A 16,036-nucleotide genomic window follows, 5' to 3' on the forward strand; every position below is an offset into this window, starting at 1 on the left:
AGCATGATCCGTACCGTCCCCACCAAACCCTATCTAGACCAGAAGCCAGGCACGTCGGGCCTGCGCAAGAAGGTGCCCGTGTTCCAGCAGGAGCACTATGCCGAGAATTTCATCCAGTCGATCTTCGACGCGCTCGACGGGTTCAAGGACAAGACCCTGGTGATTGGCGGCGACGGTCGCTTCTACAATCGCGAGGTCATCCAGAAGGCCATCGCCATGGCAGCCGCCAACGGCTTCGGCAAGGTGATGGTCGGGCAGGGTGGCATCCTGTCGACGCCCGCCGCCTCGCACATCATTCGCAAATACAAGACTTTCGGCGGCATCATCCTGTCGGCCAGCCACAATCCCGGCGGTCCGCACGAGGATTTCGGCATCAAGTACAATGCCGGCAATGGCGGCCCGGCGCCTGAAAAGCTGACCGATGCGATCTTCGCCAAGACCAAGGCGATTTCGAGCTTCAAGACCGCTGATATCGATCCGATCGACATTGACACGATAGGCACGGTCAAGGCCGCCGGCATGACGGTCGAGATCATCGATCCGGTCGCCGACTATGCCGAGCTCATGGAAAGCCTGTTCGACTTCGATGCGTTGCGCAAGCTGTTCAAGTCTGGCTTCCGCATGCGCTTCGACGCCATGCACGCGGTGACCGGCCCTTACGCCAAGGAGATCCTCGAAAACCGGCTCGGCGCTCCGAACGGCACCTGCCGCAATTTCAAGCCGCTGCCCGATTTCGGCGGCCATCATCCGGACCCCAATCTGGTCCATGCCAAGCACCTCTATGACGAGATGATGGGCGCCGACGCACCCGATTTCGGTGCTGCTTCCGACGGTGACGGCGATCGCAATTTGATCATCGGCAAGGGCATCTTCGTCACACCATCGGATTCGGTGGCGATGCTCGCCGCCAACGCCCGCCTGGCGCCGGGCTACAAGGACGGGCTGAAGGGCATCGCCCGCTCGATGCCGACCAGCGGTGCTGCCGATCGCGTCGCCGAAAAACTCGGCATCGGCATCTACGAGACGCCGACCGGCTGGAAGTTCTTCGGCAATCTGCTGGATGCCGGCATGGCGACGATCTGCGGCGAGGAGAGCGCCGGCACTGGCTCCAACCACGTCCGCGAAAAGGACGGCCTGTGGGCGGTGCTGTTGTGGCTCAACATCCTTGCCGCGCGCGGCGAAAGCTGCAAGCAGGTGGTCACCGAGCACTGGGCGGCCTATGGGCGCAACTACTATTCGCGCCACGACTATGAGGAAGTCGAGAGCGACCGTGCCAACGCGTTGGTCGACGAATTGCGCGCCAAGCTCGGTTCGCTGGCCGGCACCAACGTGCGTGGCCTGAAGATCGCCAATGCCGACGACTTCGCCTATCACGATCCCGTCGACGGCTCGACCAGCGAGCACCAGGGCATCAGGGTGCTGTTCGAAGGCGGCTCGCGCGTCGTCTTCAGGCTCTCCGGCACCGGCACCTCGGGCGCGACCTTGCGCGTCTACATCGAGCGCTACGAGCCGGACAAGGCGAGGCACGATCTCGACACGCAGGAAGCGCTCGCCGACCTGATCGCGGCGGCCGACGACATTGCCGGGATCAAGAGCCACACCGGCCGCAACAAGCCGAGCGTGATTACTTGAGGACGGTGCTGCGCGTTTTCCTTCTTCCCCTGTGGAAGAAGGGGGAGCCTGCATGACCCAACTCGGCGCCACCGTCACGCGCGACGGCATCCGCTTCGCCGTCTGGTCCTCGTCGGCGAGGCGCCTCTGGGTGTCGATCTTCGATCATGCGGGCTACCACGAGACCGACCGGCTTGAACTCCAGCCGGAAGGACAGAGCGTCCACGCACTCTTCGTCTCCGGTCTCGCCGCCGGCACGCGCTATGGCTTTCGCGCCGACGGCGATTATGCGCCTGAGCAAGGGCGGTGGTTCGACCCAGACAAGCTGTTGACCGATCCCTATGGTATCGAAATCGATCGGCCCTATGCCTATCACTGGCGGCTTGCCGCGCGGCGCAACGAAGGTGCCGACACGGCATCATTGATGCCGAAGACCGTGGCGCTCGCGCTGTCCAGGCCGATGCCGGCCCGGGCGCCTGTCTTTTCGCCGGGTGGGCTGATCTATGAACTGAACGTTCGCTCGTTCACCAAGCTGCATCCGGACATTCCGGAAGAGCAGCGCGGTACGATCGCGGCACTTGCTCATCCTGTCATCATCGAGCATCTCAAAAAGCTCGGCGTCGCCGCCGTCGAACTGATGCCGGTGACGGCGTCGATCGACGAGCGGCATCTGCCGCCGCTCGGGTTGAGCAATGCCTGGGGCTACAATCCCGTCACCTTCATGGCGCTCGACCCGCGCCTCGCGCCCGGCGGCCTGGCTGAATTGCGTGCTGCCGTCGCGGCACTGCGTGAGGCCGGTATCGGCACCATCCTCGACTTGGTCTTCAACCACACGGGGGAAAGCGATCGGCTGGGGCCGACCCTGTCGCTGCGCGGCTTCGACGATCAAGCCTACTACCGGCACCAGCCGGATGGCAGGCTGGTCAATGACACCGGCACCGGAAACACGGTCGCCTGCGATCACCCGGTGGTGCGGGAAATGGTGCTCGACACGCTTCGCCATTTCGTCCGCCATGCCGGCGTCGACGGTTTCCGCTTCGATCTGGCGCCGGTGCTGGGCCGCGTCGACGGCGCGTTCGATCCCGCCGCGCCGTTGCTCGGGGCGATCGCCGGCGATCCCGTCCTTGCCGATCGCGTGTTGATCGCCGAACCGTGGGACATCGGTCCCGATGGCTATCAGCTCGGCAATTTCCGGCCGCCTTTCCTTGAATGGAACGATCGCTACCGCGACGACGCCAGACGCTTCTGGCGCGGCGATGCCGGCATGATCGGTGGGCTGGCGACGCGGCTTGCCGGCTCGTCCGATGTTTTCGGCAAGGCAGGCCAGCCGGCCAGCCGCAGCGTCAATTTCATCGCCGCCCATGACGGCATGACGCTGGCCGACATCGTTTCCTATGAGCGCAAGCACAACGCGGCCAACGGCGAGCAGAACCGCGACGGCCACAACGACAATTTGTCCTGGAACAATGGCGCCGAGGGCGAGACGGACGACACGGCGATCGCCAAGGCGCGCTTCGACGACCGGTGCGCGCTGCTTGCGACGCTTTTCGCCTCGCGCGGAACGATCATGCTGACCGCTGGCGACGAATTCGGCCGCACACAGAAGGGCAACAACAACGCCTACGCGCAGGACAACGCGATCACCTGGCTCGACTGGGCAGGCCGCGACCAGGCGCTGGAGCGATACACCTCGGCGCTCGCAGCACTTCGCCGCGCCGTGCCTGCCTTGTCGGACACACATTTGCTGACGGGTGAGCCGGCCGAGTCTTCAGGCATCCCCGACGTCGCCTGGCTGGCCGAGACCGGCGCGCCGCTTGCCGAGGCGGACTGGAATGATCCCACCCGGCATCGCCTCGTCATGCTGCTAGGCGATGCCGGGGGCGGCCGCCTTGCCATCATGGTCAACGGCGATCGCCGCCAATGCGTCTTCACTCTGCCAGTAAGGGAAGGGTTCCGATGGCAGCCGGCGATCGAAACGCAGGCGATCGACCTTGCACGCCCGCTGCCGGGCCGCAGTGTCAGTTTTATGACAGAGCATCGGATCGAAAAGTGGCAACCGGTTTTCGGGCAATCCGATGCGGAAAAATTGGTCCGCGCCGGCCCGGCAAGAGCCGCGACAGGAAGGGTTCGTGATGGCTGACGACAATTCCGGGCAGGGCGCGGAATGGTGGCGCGGCTGCGTCATTTATCAAGTCTATCCGCGTTCCTTCCAGGACACGACCGGCGACGGCAGCGGCGATCTCAGGGGCATCACGGCAAGGCTGGCCCACATCGCCTCGCTTGGCGTCGATGCCGTCTGGCTGTCGCCCTTCTTCAAGTCGCCGATGGCCGACATGGGCTACGACGTTTCGGATTATCGCGCCGTCGATCCGATGTTCGGCACACTGGAGGATTTTGACGCGCTGGTCGCCGAGGCGCATCGGCTGGGTCTGAAGATCATCATCGACCAGGTGCTGTCGCACTCGTCCGACAAGCATGAATGGTTCATCGAAAGCCGTTCAAGCCGCGACAATCCCAAGGCCGACTGGTACGTCTGGGCCGATACGAAACCCGATGGCAATGCACCCAACAACTGGCTGTCCGTCTTCGGTGGCCCGGCCTGGGAATGGGACTCGACCCGCCGGCAATATTACATGCACAATTTCCTCGCCTCGCAGCCGGACCTGAATTTCCATAACCCGGAGGTCCAGGACGCGCTTCTGGACACGGTGCGGTTCTGGCTGGAGCGTGGCGTCGACGGTTTCCGGCTCGACACGGTCAATTACTATGTCCACGACCGCTGGCTGCGCAGCAATCCGCCTTTGGCGTCGAGCGTCGCCGGCACCAACGGCGAGACCAACACCTATCTTTACCAGGAGCATCTGTTCGACAAGACGCAACCGGAGAACCTTGCCGTCCTCAGGCGTTTCCGGGCGCTGCTGGACGAGTATGAGGACCGCGCCGCGGTCGGCGAGATCGGCGATGAAGGCCGTTCCCTGCAGACGCTCGCCGCCTACACCTCCGGCGGCGACATGCTGCAGATGTGCTACACGTTCGATTTGCTCGGCCCGCAGTTTTCAGCGGCGCATGTGCGCGGCTGCGTCGCGGCCTTTGAAAATGCGGTGGCCGATGGCTGGGTCTGCTGGGCCTTCTCCAACCATGACGTGGTACGCCACGTCAGCCGCTGGATGCCGCCGGACGGCGACCCCGACGCGGTGGCCAGATTCTCGATCATGCTGCTCGCCTGCCTGCGCGGCTCGATCTGCCTCTACCAGGGCGAGGAACTCGGCCTGGAGGAGGCCGAGCTTGCCTATGAGGATTTGCGCGATCCCGTCGGCATCCGCTTCTGGCCCGGTGTGAAGGGCCGGGATGGCTGCCGCACACCGATGGTCTGGGAGGCTGGGGCCGACAATGCCGGCTTCTCCACCGGCAGGCCCTGGCTGCCGGTGCCGGCGAGCCATCGCGCCCGCGCGGTCGATGTGCAGAACAGCGACGAGCAATCGGTGCTGTCCGCCTATCGCTCGGCGCTCGCCTTGCGCAAACGGCATTCGGCGCTGGTCGGCGGTTCGATCCGCTTCCTTGACGCCGAGGGTGACGTGCTCGCCTTCATCCGCGAAGCAGGCGGGGAGAGGCTGCTCTGTGTCTTCAATTTCGCCGGGGAGGCGACAAATTGGCCGCTGCCGCCGGACATTGGTCCGGTCGCCGTTGTCTTGGATGGCACTGCTGCAGTCGAGGGAGAAGCGCTTTCGCTGCCGGCTCTCGGTCGCTTCCTCGGTCGGCTCGACTGATTGGCGGTCTTTGGGCCAAGCGATCCGCTTGGCGCAAATGCCTTACTGAACGAGCACCGCGCGTCCGCAGATCGCGCCGGTGACACGCACATCGGCCTGGCCGACGCCGACACCCAGCGCTGACAGCACATTGTAAAGCAGGTCGTCGACCGGCGCCGTGACAGTGTTAAGCAGGGTCACCACCGCCGGCTTCACCGTTCCAAGCAGCGCGGTCAGATCGATGCCGAGACCAAGCGCATTGACCGAAAGCGACAGGTTGTTGACCAGCGACGTGGTCAGCGACTGCGAGATATTTCGTGTCGAAACGGTCTTGATCGTCTTGTTGGCGATGTCGGTCGCGTTGAACGTCAAGGTTTGCGGGCTGTTGTTGGTGATCGCGGTCGCGGCCGAACCCATCACCTTGATCAGCGGGATGTTGATCAGCAGGAGCTTGAAGCTCACATTCGCGATCTCGGCGTCGGTGAAGGTCTGTGGCTGGCTGAAATCCGCGAAGCCGGAGGGATTGTTGCTGTTGGCCAGGTTGAGCCGGGCAATACCGGGATGCGCGGCAATGGAAACACTGATGCTGGACGGTCCTGCCGGACAAGTGATGTCGGTCAGCTTGGCTTCGGCATAGGCGACTTCGACATTGAGCGGCAGGTTGACGGCCAGCAGGCTGATGCCGCCGCCGAGACCCGGTGTGCCGACACCGACGGACGCCGTCAGTTTGATGCGCGTCTGGGCCGTTCGAACGACAGTGCCGATGCCGCCGACCGCGAGCCATGGCGAGGATTGCGCCGGCTCGCCAATGGCGATGCTGAGCTTGGTGGAGAGCAATCCCGGGATGGTGGCGCCGAGATCGATGTCGGCCTGGTTGGTGCCGTTCGCGAGCACTGCGGCGGCGGTCAGCATTCCCATTGCGCTTGCGTCCACGCCAAGGCCGGACGGCTGTTGCCCGAGCCCCAGGCTGCCAACGGAACCAAGGTCGACAAGACTGCTGAGCGGGATCTTGACCGTGCTCGTCGACTTGGACGCAATGCTCTGCAGGGCGATCTTTGCCGTGTTGCCGAGGCCGGGGACGTTGGCCATTGCGGTGGCGATCTGGCCCACCGTCGCCTTCGAGGCCAGGACGTTCGAATAGGTACCGCCGGTCACGTTCAATTGTGTGGCGAGCGCACTGATGAAGGAAAGCACGCTGACATCGGCCGAGATCAGCCCGTTATAGTCCATGACGCTGAGCGAGATGTTGCCGCCGAGAAGTCCGCTCAAAAGCGCATTGAGGATGCCGCCATTGACGCCGAGCAGCCTCGACCCGACCGAGAATGTCGCCTGCGGCGTCATGCTGGCCGTGGCTTGGGTGCCGATCACCGGTGTGGGGATGAGCGAACTGGCGAAATAGCGGGCGGGGATTTTCGCCAGCGTGACACGCACTGCATTGTAGGGGGTCACCCCCGCCTGGAAGCGCTGGGTGACAGTGGCGGTCGATGAGGCATATCGGCCTTGCGTGACCGTCACCACCGTCTTGCCGACCACCGGGGCAATGGTCTGGCCGGAAGCTTGAACGACGACGCCTGGCATGCCGTTATCGGTGAGCGTGGTGACGACTGCCGTGTTGACATTGTTGATGTTCGAGGCCGCGGTGATCGCCGCCAGGTCGACCATCGCCTGGGCTTCCCGGCGCTCGGTGTAGATCGAGGCCTCGTCGATCGCCACCGCCGCCAGCGCCAATGCGACCGGAGCGATCAGTGCCGTCATCACGGCGAAATTCGCCTTGCTGTCTCCCACCATCGACCGTGCAAGCCGGCCGATGCCCTTGCCCGCCCGCATCGGCATTTTCAGATCCCCCCGACCCTGATCGTCGACTGGCGTTTGATCGTGGTACCGGGCATCGCTATGCCCGGGAAGAGATTCCAGATCGGCAGGTTGCGCGCATCGTACGAGACGGACACCACGAACTGGCTGCCATCGGCCACGCTGTCATTGGCCTGGTAGGACAGTTTGCTGGCGTCCACGAAGGGATAGCCGGCGGCGTTGTTGGTGAGGAATGCGGCCACCAGCGTCTGGCGCTCGGTCTGATTCAACCCGGCGATCGCCGTCCGGGCGGCGTCGGCCGCAATCTGCTGAATAGAGCTGGCGGCTCCGAAATAGATGCCGTATGCAACCATTCCGAGCAAGAGAAGGATGAACAGCGGTGACAACAGAGCGAACTCGACCGCTGAAGTTCCCGAAGCGTCCATTCGGAACGCACGCCTTCGGACCTTGGAAATGAGGATCTGAACCATGATACCAGCATGCCAAAGTTCGCATGCAGAAAGCGAAAACCCTGGGTGCAATCAGGGGGTGCATGCGATTGAAAAAGCCGCTCTAAATTAGGCGTTGCTTCTTCAGCTATACCGATTGACTTAGGGTCAATCAGTACTCGGTTGAAAAGAGCTTACCTCCTGTCTAGTCTCCTGCCACCAGCTGCCGGGGGGAACCGGCGGCGCGCTCGAAGGGGCCAGCCATCGGCTCCGGGGCGTCAACACTTAGAGGCGCGCCGACGGCAGCGCCGACAGGGAGAACTTCATGCTGAAAAACATGCTGAAGGCGACGGTTTTCGCCACGACCATGGCAGTGACCGCCGGCACTTTCTACACGCCGGCTTTCGCCGAAATTGTCTACAACCGCGGCACCGCTGCAGAATCAGAATCCGTCGACCCCCACAAGACCTCGACGGTTTACGAAGCCAATGTCCTGCGCGACCTGTTCCAGGGTCTCGTCATGCAGGACGAGAAGGCGAACCTCATCCCTGGCGCCGCCGAGAGCTGGACGGTATCGGACGACGGCACCGTCTATACCTTCAAGCTGCGCAAGGACGGCATGTGGTCGGACGGCAGCCCGGTGACGGCGGACGACTTCGTCTATGCGTTCCATCGATTGGAAGACCCGGCGACGGGCGCCGAATACGCCTCGATGCTTTATCCGGTAAAGGGTGCGGAGGACGTCAACACCAAGAAGGGCAAGCCTGAGGACATGGGTGTCAAGGCGATCGACGCCAACACCCTGGAGGTGACGCTGAAGGCGCCGACGCCTTACTTCCTGGAGATGCTGACCCACCAGGCGACCTATCCGGTCAGCAAGGCCTCCATCGAAAAGCTCGGCGCCGATTGGATCAAGCCCGGCAATCTTGTCTCGAACGGAGCCTATACGCTGGCCGAATGGGTTCCCAACGACCACATGAAACTGGTCAAGAATCCGAAATTCTGGGACGCCGCGACCGTCAAGTTCGACGTGGTCAACTACATCCCGACCGAAGACCGCTCATCGGCGATGAAGCGCTTCGAGGCCGGCGAACTCGACAGCTATGACGACCTGCCGACCGAACAGCTCGCCGATCTCAAGACCAAGTTCGGCGACCAGATCCACGTCGGTCCATATCTCGGCACCTACTATTACGCGATCAAGACCGACAAGGCGCCTTGGAACAATCCCGAGCTGCGCAACGCCATCTCGATGGCGATCGACCGCGACTTCCTGGCCGAAAAAGTCTGGCAGAACTCGATGCTGCCTGGCTATTCGATGGTGCCTCCGGGCATCGAGGGCTATACGCCGGCAGTGGCCAAATATGCCGACATGCCGCAGATCGACCGTGAGGACGCAGCCAAGAAAATCCTCGAGAAGCTCGGCTACACGCCGGAGCATCCGCTGAAGATGGAAATCCGCTATAACACCTCGGAGAACCACAAGAACACCGCGGTCGCCATCCAGGAACAGCTGAAGCCGCTCGGCGTCGACGTCACCCTGCTCAACACCGACACCAAGACCCACTATTCCTTCCTCGAGCAGAAGGGCGACTATGACGTGGCCCGTGCCGCCTGGATCGCCGACTACAAGGATCCCGAAACCTTCCTCGGCATCTCGCGCAAGGCGAGCGGCAACAACTACTCGAACTACGACAGCCCGGCCTATGAGGCGGCCATGGACAAGGCCGCGGCCGCCGGCGGCAAGCCCGAAGAGCGCATGAAGGAGCTCTCCGAGGCCGAGCGCATCCTGGTCGACGATGTCGGCCAGATTCCGCTTCTCTACTACAGCTACCACGACATCGTTTCCTCGAAGCTGCATGGCTTCGTCGACAACGTGATGGATGTGCATCCGTCGCGCTTCGTCAGCAAGGACTGATCCCTGGCCAGGCCCGCCGCGCGCTTCGAGTGCGCGGCGGTGCTGGTTTGCCATCGCATCGGTCCGGAAAGCGGAATCGATTTTCGGGAATCCGGTGCGAAGATTGAAGGCTGGAGCGCAATCGTCCGACTGGACGCGCGAGTTCCGGATCAAGCGGGGCACCGATGCTGCGATACGTATTCCGGCGGCTTTTGACCGCCATCCCGACGCTGTTCGTCATCGTGACGATGGCGTTCTTCCTGATGCGCGTCGCGCCGGGCGGCCCATTCAACCAGGAGCGCGGGCTGAGCCCCGAGATCAAGGCCAACCTTGAAGCCCAATTCGGCCTCAACGACCCGCTCTGGCTGCAATACGTCCACTATCTCGGCAATCTCCTGCGCGGCAATTTCGGCCCGAGTTACAACATGCCGGATTTCACCGTCACCGAACTGTTTGCCAAGGGCCTGCCCATATCCATCCAGCTCGGCGCCTCGGCGCTGATCCTGGCGCTGCTGCTCGGCAGTGTGCTCGGCACCGTCGCCGCACTCAACCAGAACAAGCTAGGCGACTACGCGGTGATCGCGCTGGCGACCGCCGGCAGCACCATCCCGACCTTCGTCATCGCGCCGGTGATCCAGCTTCTTTTCGGGCTGACCTGGAAGCTGTTGCCGATCGGCGGGTGGGGCGATGGCGCCTTCATCAACAAGATCGGCCCGGTGCTCACCCTTGCCTTGCCACAGATCGCCATCGTTGCCCGCCTGATGCGCGGCTCGATGATCGAATCGCTGCGCTCCCACCATATCCGCACGGCCCGCGCCCTCGGCCTTTCCGACTGGTCGGTGGTGGTCAAGCACGCGCTGCGCGGCGCCATCTTGCCGATCGTCTCGTTCACCGGCCCGGCGGCGGCGGCGCTGTTGACCGGTTCGGTCATCGTCGAGACGATCTTTTCCATTCCAGGCGTCGGCCGCTATTTCGTCGATGCCGCCCTCAACCGCGACTACACGCTGGTGATGGGAACGGTGGTGGTGATCGCCATCTTCACCATCGTCTTCAACCTGATCGTCGACGTCATGTACGCGGTCGTCGATCCGAGGGTGCGCTATGACTGATATCGCAGCCACGGCCCCCGTCATCGTCGGCCGCTCGCTCTGGGGCGACGCCTGGGCGCGTCTCAAGGCCAATCGCGCCGCCATGTTCAGTCTTTATTACCTGACCTTTGTCGCGATCATCAGCGTGTTCGGCCCCTGGTTCGTGCCGCATCAGTACACGACCATCTATGCCGACTATGTGCGCACGCCGCCGAGCTTCACGGCCTATCCCAAGGCAGATATGATCGAGACGGCCCTCAATGACGCGATCAGGCGCATGCGGGTCGACATCAAGGAATGGAAGCAGGATGGCGAGCGCGTCACGGTCACCGTCACCTCGACGAAGCCGATCGACGATCGCAACATCCGCTACCTCGACCGGTCCGACGCCTTCGACAACACCAAGATCGAGAGCAAGTCGCCCGACGGCCTCGAAGTGACGATGAGCACGTCGGTCAAGCAGCAGTATTTCCTGTTCGGCACCGACAACACCGGCCGCGATCTTCTCTCGCGCACACTGATGGCCGGGCGGATATCGCTGGCCATCGGCCTTCTTGCGGGCGTCGTGGCGGTGGTGATCGGGGTGATCTACGGAGCCACGGCCGGCTTCGCCGGCGGCAAGGTCGACGAAGTGATGATGCGCATCGTCGACGTGCTCTATTCCTTGCCGTTCATCTTCTTCGTCATCATGCTGGTGGTGTTCTTCGGCCGCAACTTCGTGCTGATGTTCCTGGCGGTCGGCGCGGTACTATGGCTCGACATGGCGCGCATCGTGCGTGGCCAGGCGCTGTCGATCCGCCGCCAGGAATATGTCCAGGCGGCCGAAGCCATGGGCGTCGGCCAGCGCGGCATCCTGCTGCGCCATGTCATCCCCAACCTGCTTGGTCCCGTTGTGATCTACATGACGCTGCTGGTGCCGCAGGTCATCATCCTGGAGAGCTTCCTGTCGTTCCTGGGGCTTGGCATCCAGGAACCGATGACCAGCTGGGGCGTCCTGATCTCGGTCGGCGCCAAGAACATCGGCACGGCCAACTGGCTGCTCTTGTTTCCCGCCTTCTTCCTCGTCTCGACGCTGTTCGCCCTGAATTTTGTCGGCGACGGCCTGCGCGACGCGCTCGACCCAAGAGATCGATAGAGATGATAGCGATCGATAGAGATGGGGACCGTTGACATGGCTGCTGCCGAAACCATCCTCAGCGTCAAGGACCTGCGCGTCCGCTTCCGCACACTCGACGGCGCGGTCGAAGCGGTGAAGGGCATCAACATCCACGTCAATGCGGGCGAGACCGTTGCCGTGGTCGGCGAATCCGGCTCCGGCAAGAGCCAGACGATGATGGCGGCGATGAGCCTGCTGGCCTCCAACGGCGAAGCATCGGGCAGTGTCGACTATCGCGGCCGCAACCTCCTGGCACTGAGCAAGTCCGAGCTGAACAAGGTCCGCGGCCGCAAGATCAGCATGATCTTCCAGGAGCCGATGACCTCGCTCGATCCGCTTTATTCGATCGGCAACCAGCTGATCGAACCGATCCGCCGGCATCGCGGATTGAATGCCGCCGAGGCGCATGAGGAGGCGCTCAAGCTGCTGCGGCTGGTGCATATTCCCGATCCGGAGCGGCGGATGAAATCCTATCCGCACGAAATGTCCGGCGGCCAGCGCCAGCGCGTGATGATCGCCATGGCGCTCGCCAACGACCCCGACATCCTGATCGCCGACGAGCCGACGACGGCGCTCGACGTGACCATCCAGGCGCAGATCCTGATGCTTCTGGCCGAATTGCAGCGCAAGCTTGGCATGGCGATCGTCTTCATCACCCACGATCTTGGCATCGTCCGGCGCTTCGCCGACCGGGTCTATGTCATGCGCCAGGGCGAGGTCGTCGAGGAAGGCGAAGCCGAAGCGATCTTCGTCGACCCGCAGCACGCCTATACCAAGATGCTGCTGGCGGCCGAGCCGACCGGAACAAAGGCGCCACCGCCCGCCAATGCGCCCGTGGTGCTCGAAGGCAGGAATGTCGAAGTCACGTTCAGGATCGGCGGCGGCTTCCTCGCCGGCGAACCGTTGATGCTGCGCGCCGTCGACGACATTTCGATCCGGCTGCAGCGCAACCAGACGATCGGCATTGTCGGCGAATCCGGCTCGGGAAAATCCACGCTCGGCCGCGCTTTGCTGCGGCTGTTGCCGAGCGACGGGCTCATTCGTTTCGGCGATCGCGACATTTCCACCGCCGACCGGCAGGCGATGCGGCCGCTGCGGCGCCAGATGCAACTGGTCTTCCAGGATCCGTTCGGCTCGCTGTCGCCGCGCATGACCGTCGGCCAGGTCATCACCGAAGGGCTGCTGGTGCATGAGCCCGATCTTTCGGGCAAGCAGCGCGACCAGCGCGCGGTCGAAGCCCTGCGCGAAGTCGGCCTCGATCCAAACGCGCGCAATCGCTACCCGCATGAATTCTCGGGCGGACAAAGGCAGCGCATCGCCATTGCCCGTGCCATGATCCTGAAACCCAAAATGGTCGTGCTGGACGAACCGACCTCGGCGCTCGACCGCTCGGTTCAAAAACAGATCGTCGAGCTGCTGCGCAAGCTGCAGGCCGACCACGAACTGTCCTACCTGTTCATCAGCCACGACCTTGCCGTGGTGCGCGCCATGGCCGACTACATCATCGTCATGAAGCAGGGCAAGATCGTCGAGGAGGGACCGACCGAGGCGATCTTCAGCAATCCGAAGGCTGCCTACACCCAGACGCTGATGAATGCGGCAATCGATGTCACGCGGTTCCGGTTGAGCGCCTGAAACGTCGCTTCAGACAATCATCGTGGCGGCGTCTGTTTGCTCAGCTCGCCGACCTCTGGCACCTGCGCGCCCGTGCGGCGACAATGGCATCGTGCCGTTGCTTCAATTGATCGATCCTCGCCGTCTCGCGGTTTGCGACCGCCGTCTTCACCCGCGAACCACCCAGCAGCCAGCGCGGCACGCTGGTGTTGGCGACGTTGCCGCGCGTGATCGCCATCTGCGAGATTTCGCCGGCGTTTTCGCCCAGTGCGCTGTTGAGTTCGGGGCAGCTCATTTTGTCGTATTTCGCCGCGTTCACCGTCCTGCCGATCGATGAGCAACCGGCCAAGAGAAAGCCGGCCACGAGAAGCAGTGCAACCAAAACAACCGGTGCCGGCTTTGCCTTTGAAATCAAATCCATGTCCGCATCCGGCTCGCCGTCTACCGGCCCCTCATACCATAGTTAGGTTCGATGCCCATTTCGTCAAAGTTTGCGCCTGCTGTCGAGCACGCAGTCCGTGCTCACGCTGCTTTGGCGACGCATCCGGTCCCGGAGACTCCACCGCCGAGCACTGCCTGGGCGATGTCGGCCTCGTTTTCATCGACATGGGCCGTCACCAAAACGATCCCCTCGGCGACGCTCCGATCATCCGGCTCGATGGTGGTCGTAACGAATGTCCCGAGCAGCGCGCCGGCACCGCCGCCGCAGATCGCGCCGATCAGCGCCGCTGCCGGCAGTCCGGCAGGCAGAGGATTGATGCCTAGGACTGCGACAGCGCCCAGGCAGGCCGACGCCCCGGCGACCGCGCCAAGCAGGACAGAAGGTGTCTTTAGGACTGCGACTTCGTCATGGTAGGGCCCGATGACGGCAATCTGTACGCGGGGAACTCCGGCCGCCACCAAGGCGCCTGTGACTCTGGCTGCTTCGGCATGGGAATCAAAAAGCCTGCTAATTGTCGGCATGGTCATTCAGGGCGCGTTTTTGTCCAGCACCGTGTCGGCAACGAAGGATGCGGCGATCAGATCATCGCCATCGATTTGGCCCTGGCCGTCCTCCATCGCGGCCGCGACCCTTTGGAAGGTCTTCATTTCGTCCTCGGTGATCCGAGCCTCCTGCATCTTGGTCCTGAGGTCGTGCACGCGTGTGCTTAAGGCATGGGATCTTGCGGTCTCACGATTCGACATGCTCTTCATTTCCGCTTTATTCGACTGTCTTCCCGCCCAATCAACCAAATTAGGATCGTGTACAGCCGTTCCAAGTTGGGCTTCGGTCGGATGGGGTGCCAGACCTAGGTCTAATCGCAAAGGGCAATGGTCTTGCCGGGGACGCCGCGCGGAACAGCAGCTGTTTGCCGCCGTTGTCCGCTGCACGATCGTGGGAGGAAGCTGATGGAAAAGAGTGTTGGCCAGGCGCGTTGGTTGCTCGCACCGGTCTTCGCCGCGGCCATCACCTTGATGGCTATCGGAATAGCCCTCGGCTGAGCACCCAGGAGAACCGGCCAAGGAGGAGAACCGGCCAAGGAGGAGAATCGGCCAAGGGTGAGAACCGCCCAAGATTTTGCAATTGGCGCAGCCACGTCCCTTCCTGCGCCGATAGGGTTCGCTCGCCGCTCTCATGTGATGAGTGATGTGGCGAGCGAACCCTCGATTTCTGGTGGGCGCCGCAACCCGCGGCCCTTTTGGGGGCAGCAAGTCGGATTCCTGCAGGTTTCAAAGTTGAATGACGGCTTTTGCGGCGTGGCGCCGCATGAGAGCCGTCAGTCGAGCTTGTGCGCGGGACGCCGCTGTAGGGCGTCTGGCTGGCCCGGCTCGATCGGCGAGCCGGGCCAGACGGGCGGCGATCAGTATCCGCCGTTGTCGATCACTACGGGGTGACGGTGATGGTGACGGTAGGTCGAGACGGAGCCCGTGACAATCACAGTGTCCCGACGATGATGCCGGCGGCCATGGTCGTAGAATGCAACTGTACCGTGGCGGCGATGATGCAGGCGCTGGCCGTACTCGTTGATGATCTTGACGTTGTTGTGGTGTCGATGGTGGGTCCTGATAACGACATCGGCCTCGGCTGCCGAAGCCACTGCCGGCAATCCGATGCAAAGCGCCAAAGCGCACATGGCCATTGTTTTCATTGTAATTTCTCCATTGCCTTGATTAGCCCTTCCTTGGATAACCGCTGCTGGCCCGCTTTGGTTCCGGTTCAGGGCTGGATGAGGACGGCTGGGTTGATGGACGGGCGATCACATCGTCAATGGCCTGGACGAGGCTGCGTCTCGGCCACGATAGTTGGGAAACCCTGGTGTCCGCACCATCTGCGGCGAAAGCAGACGAAATGCGACAGAAGTGCTGCCATTGCCGCTTGCAGGAACGAGGTGTGGCGGCTATAAGCCCGCGGTCTGGTCACGGAGTGTAGCGCAGCCTGGTAGCGCACCTCGTTCGGGACGAGGGGGTCGCAGGTTCAAATCCTGCCACTCCGACCAGAAACGCATTGGCGCATCCCGACTTCGGCGCCCTCCTGAAAACAAGGCAAGACGTTTCACCTCAAACGCCACGCGTTTTGGGGGTAAACACGGCTTGAAGCCTATGGTAGCCACGACCCTCGACAATTTGTGTTTCAGCCATCTGGAGTTTTCCAGTCTTGACCCCCAGGATCGTCGGCGAGGCCTTGCCCAACAGCTTCGAATTCG

General features: G+C 62.8%; 13 protein-coding genes and 1 tRNA gene. 8 read left to right on the top strand and 6 right to left on the bottom strand.

All coding sequences use genetic code 11. From position 1 onward, the window contains the following. Positions 1 to 3: 3 nt before the first annotated feature. From X741_RS156810 to X741_RS156800, 3 genes are read left to right on the top strand one after another with little or no spacing between them, the layout of a single operon-like run. Positions 4 to 1,632, top strand: coding sequence for an alpha-D-glucose phosphate-specific phosphoglucomutase (locus X741_RS156810; protein WP_023777268.1), 1,629 nt, complete (start codon positions 4 to 6; stop codon positions 1,630 to 1,632). Positions 1,633 to 1,684: 52 nt separating this feature from the next. Beyond that, positions 1,685 to 3,751 (top strand): glycogen debranching protein GlgX, encoded by a 2,067-nt coding sequence (glgX, locus tag X741_RS156805; protein ID WP_023777269.1) that lies wholly within the window; start codon positions 1,685 to 1,687, stop codon positions 3,749 to 3,751. After that, complete coding sequence (locus tag X741_RS156800; RefSeq protein WP_023777270.1) at positions 3,744 to 5,378, top strand: alpha-glucosidase family protein; 1,635 nt, start codon at positions 3,744 to 3,746, stop codon at positions 5,376 to 5,378. Before glgX ends, X741_RS156800 begins: the two co-directional genes overlap by 8 nt. A 42-nt stretch (positions 5,379 to 5,420) precedes the next feature. Here X741_RS156800 and X741_RS156795 read toward each other — a convergent pair whose 3' ends face one another. Continuing rightward, complete coding sequence (locus X741_RS156795; RefSeq protein WP_023777271.1) at positions 5,421 to 7,190, bottom strand: TadG family pilus assembly protein; 1,770 nt, start codon at positions 7,188 to 7,190, stop codon at positions 5,421 to 5,423. Positions 7,191 to 7,192: 2 nt separating this feature from the next. Further along, positions 7,193 to 7,639 (bottom strand): TadE/TadG family type IV pilus assembly protein, encoded by a 447-nt coding sequence (locus tag X741_RS01000000166440; RefSeq protein WP_023764417.1) that lies wholly within the window; start codon positions 7,637 to 7,639, stop codon positions 7,193 to 7,195. A gap of 283 nt (positions 7,640 to 7,922) precedes the next feature. On the opposite strand from X741_RS01000000166440, the gene X741_RS156790 reads away from it, so the two are divergent. The 4 genes from X741_RS156790 to X741_RS156775 all read left to right on the top strand — a co-directional run bounded on the left by X741_RS156790 (position 7,923) and on the right by X741_RS156775 (position 13,373). Continuing rightward, positions 7,923 to 9,515, top strand: a complete 1,593-nt coding sequence (locus X741_RS156790; protein WP_023777272.1) for a peptide ABC transporter substrate-binding protein — start codon at positions 7,923 to 7,925, stop codon at positions 9,513 to 9,515. A gap of 164 nt (positions 9,516 to 9,679) precedes the next feature. Further along, positions 9,680 to 10,603, top strand: a complete 924-nt coding sequence (locus tag X741_RS156785; RefSeq protein WP_013896497.1) for an ABC transporter permease subunit — start codon at positions 9,680 to 9,682, stop codon at positions 10,601 to 10,603. Next, positions 10,596 to 11,717, top strand: coding sequence for an ABC transporter permease subunit (locus X741_RS156780; protein ID WP_023777273.1), 1,122 nt, complete (start codon positions 10,596 to 10,598; stop codon positions 11,715 to 11,717). The genes X741_RS156785 and X741_RS156780 overlap by 8 nt, the downstream gene beginning before the upstream one ends. 36 nt (positions 11,718 to 11,753) lie before the next feature. Next, the gene (locus X741_RS156775) at positions 11,754 to 13,373 is read left to right on the top strand and encodes an ABC transporter ATP-binding protein (protein ID WP_023764414.1); all 1,620 of its coding nucleotides are present in this window, start codon (positions 11,754 to 11,756) and stop codon (positions 13,371 to 13,373) included. A gap of 40 nt (positions 13,374 to 13,413) precedes the next feature. Here X741_RS156775 and X741_RS156770 read toward each other — a convergent pair whose 3' ends face one another. The 4 genes from X741_RS156770 to X741_RS156755 all read right to left on the bottom strand — a co-directional run bounded on the left by X741_RS156770 (position 13,414) and on the right by X741_RS156755 (position 15,481). Then, on the bottom strand, positions 13,414 to 13,773 hold the full coding sequence (locus tag X741_RS156770) for a hypothetical protein (protein WP_023777274.1): 360 nt from the start codon (positions 13,771 to 13,773) through the stop codon (positions 13,414 to 13,416). A gap of 101 nt (positions 13,774 to 13,874) precedes the next feature. Further along, positions 13,875 to 14,321: a hypothetical protein gene (locus tag X741_RS156765; protein ID WP_245272679.1), complete on the bottom strand. Its 447-nt coding sequence runs from the start codon at positions 14,319 to 14,321 to the stop codon at positions 13,875 to 13,877. Continuing rightward, positions 14,322 to 14,537, bottom strand: a complete 216-nt coding sequence (locus X741_RS156760) for a hypothetical protein (RefSeq protein WP_023777276.1) — start codon at positions 14,535 to 14,537, stop codon at positions 14,322 to 14,324. It lies immediately after the preceding gene. Positions 14,538 to 15,193: 656 nt separating this feature from the next. Further along, entirely contained in the window at positions 15,194 to 15,481 is a 288-nt protein-coding gene (locus tag X741_RS156755) for a hypothetical protein (protein ID WP_013896490.1), read from the bottom strand. A gap of 271 nt (positions 15,482 to 15,752) precedes the next feature. Here X741_RS156755 and X741_RS156750 point away from each other — a divergent pair. Continuing rightward, positions 15,753 to 15,829 (top strand) — tRNA-Pro (locus X741_RS156750). Positions 15,830 to 16,036: the final 207 nt, after the last annotated feature.

Source organism: Mesorhizobium sp. LNHC221B00, assembly GCF_000502935.1.
GTDB classification, from domain to species: domain Bacteria; phylum Pseudomonadota; class Alphaproteobacteria; order Rhizobiales; family Rhizobiaceae; genus Mesorhizobium; species Mesorhizobium opportunistum.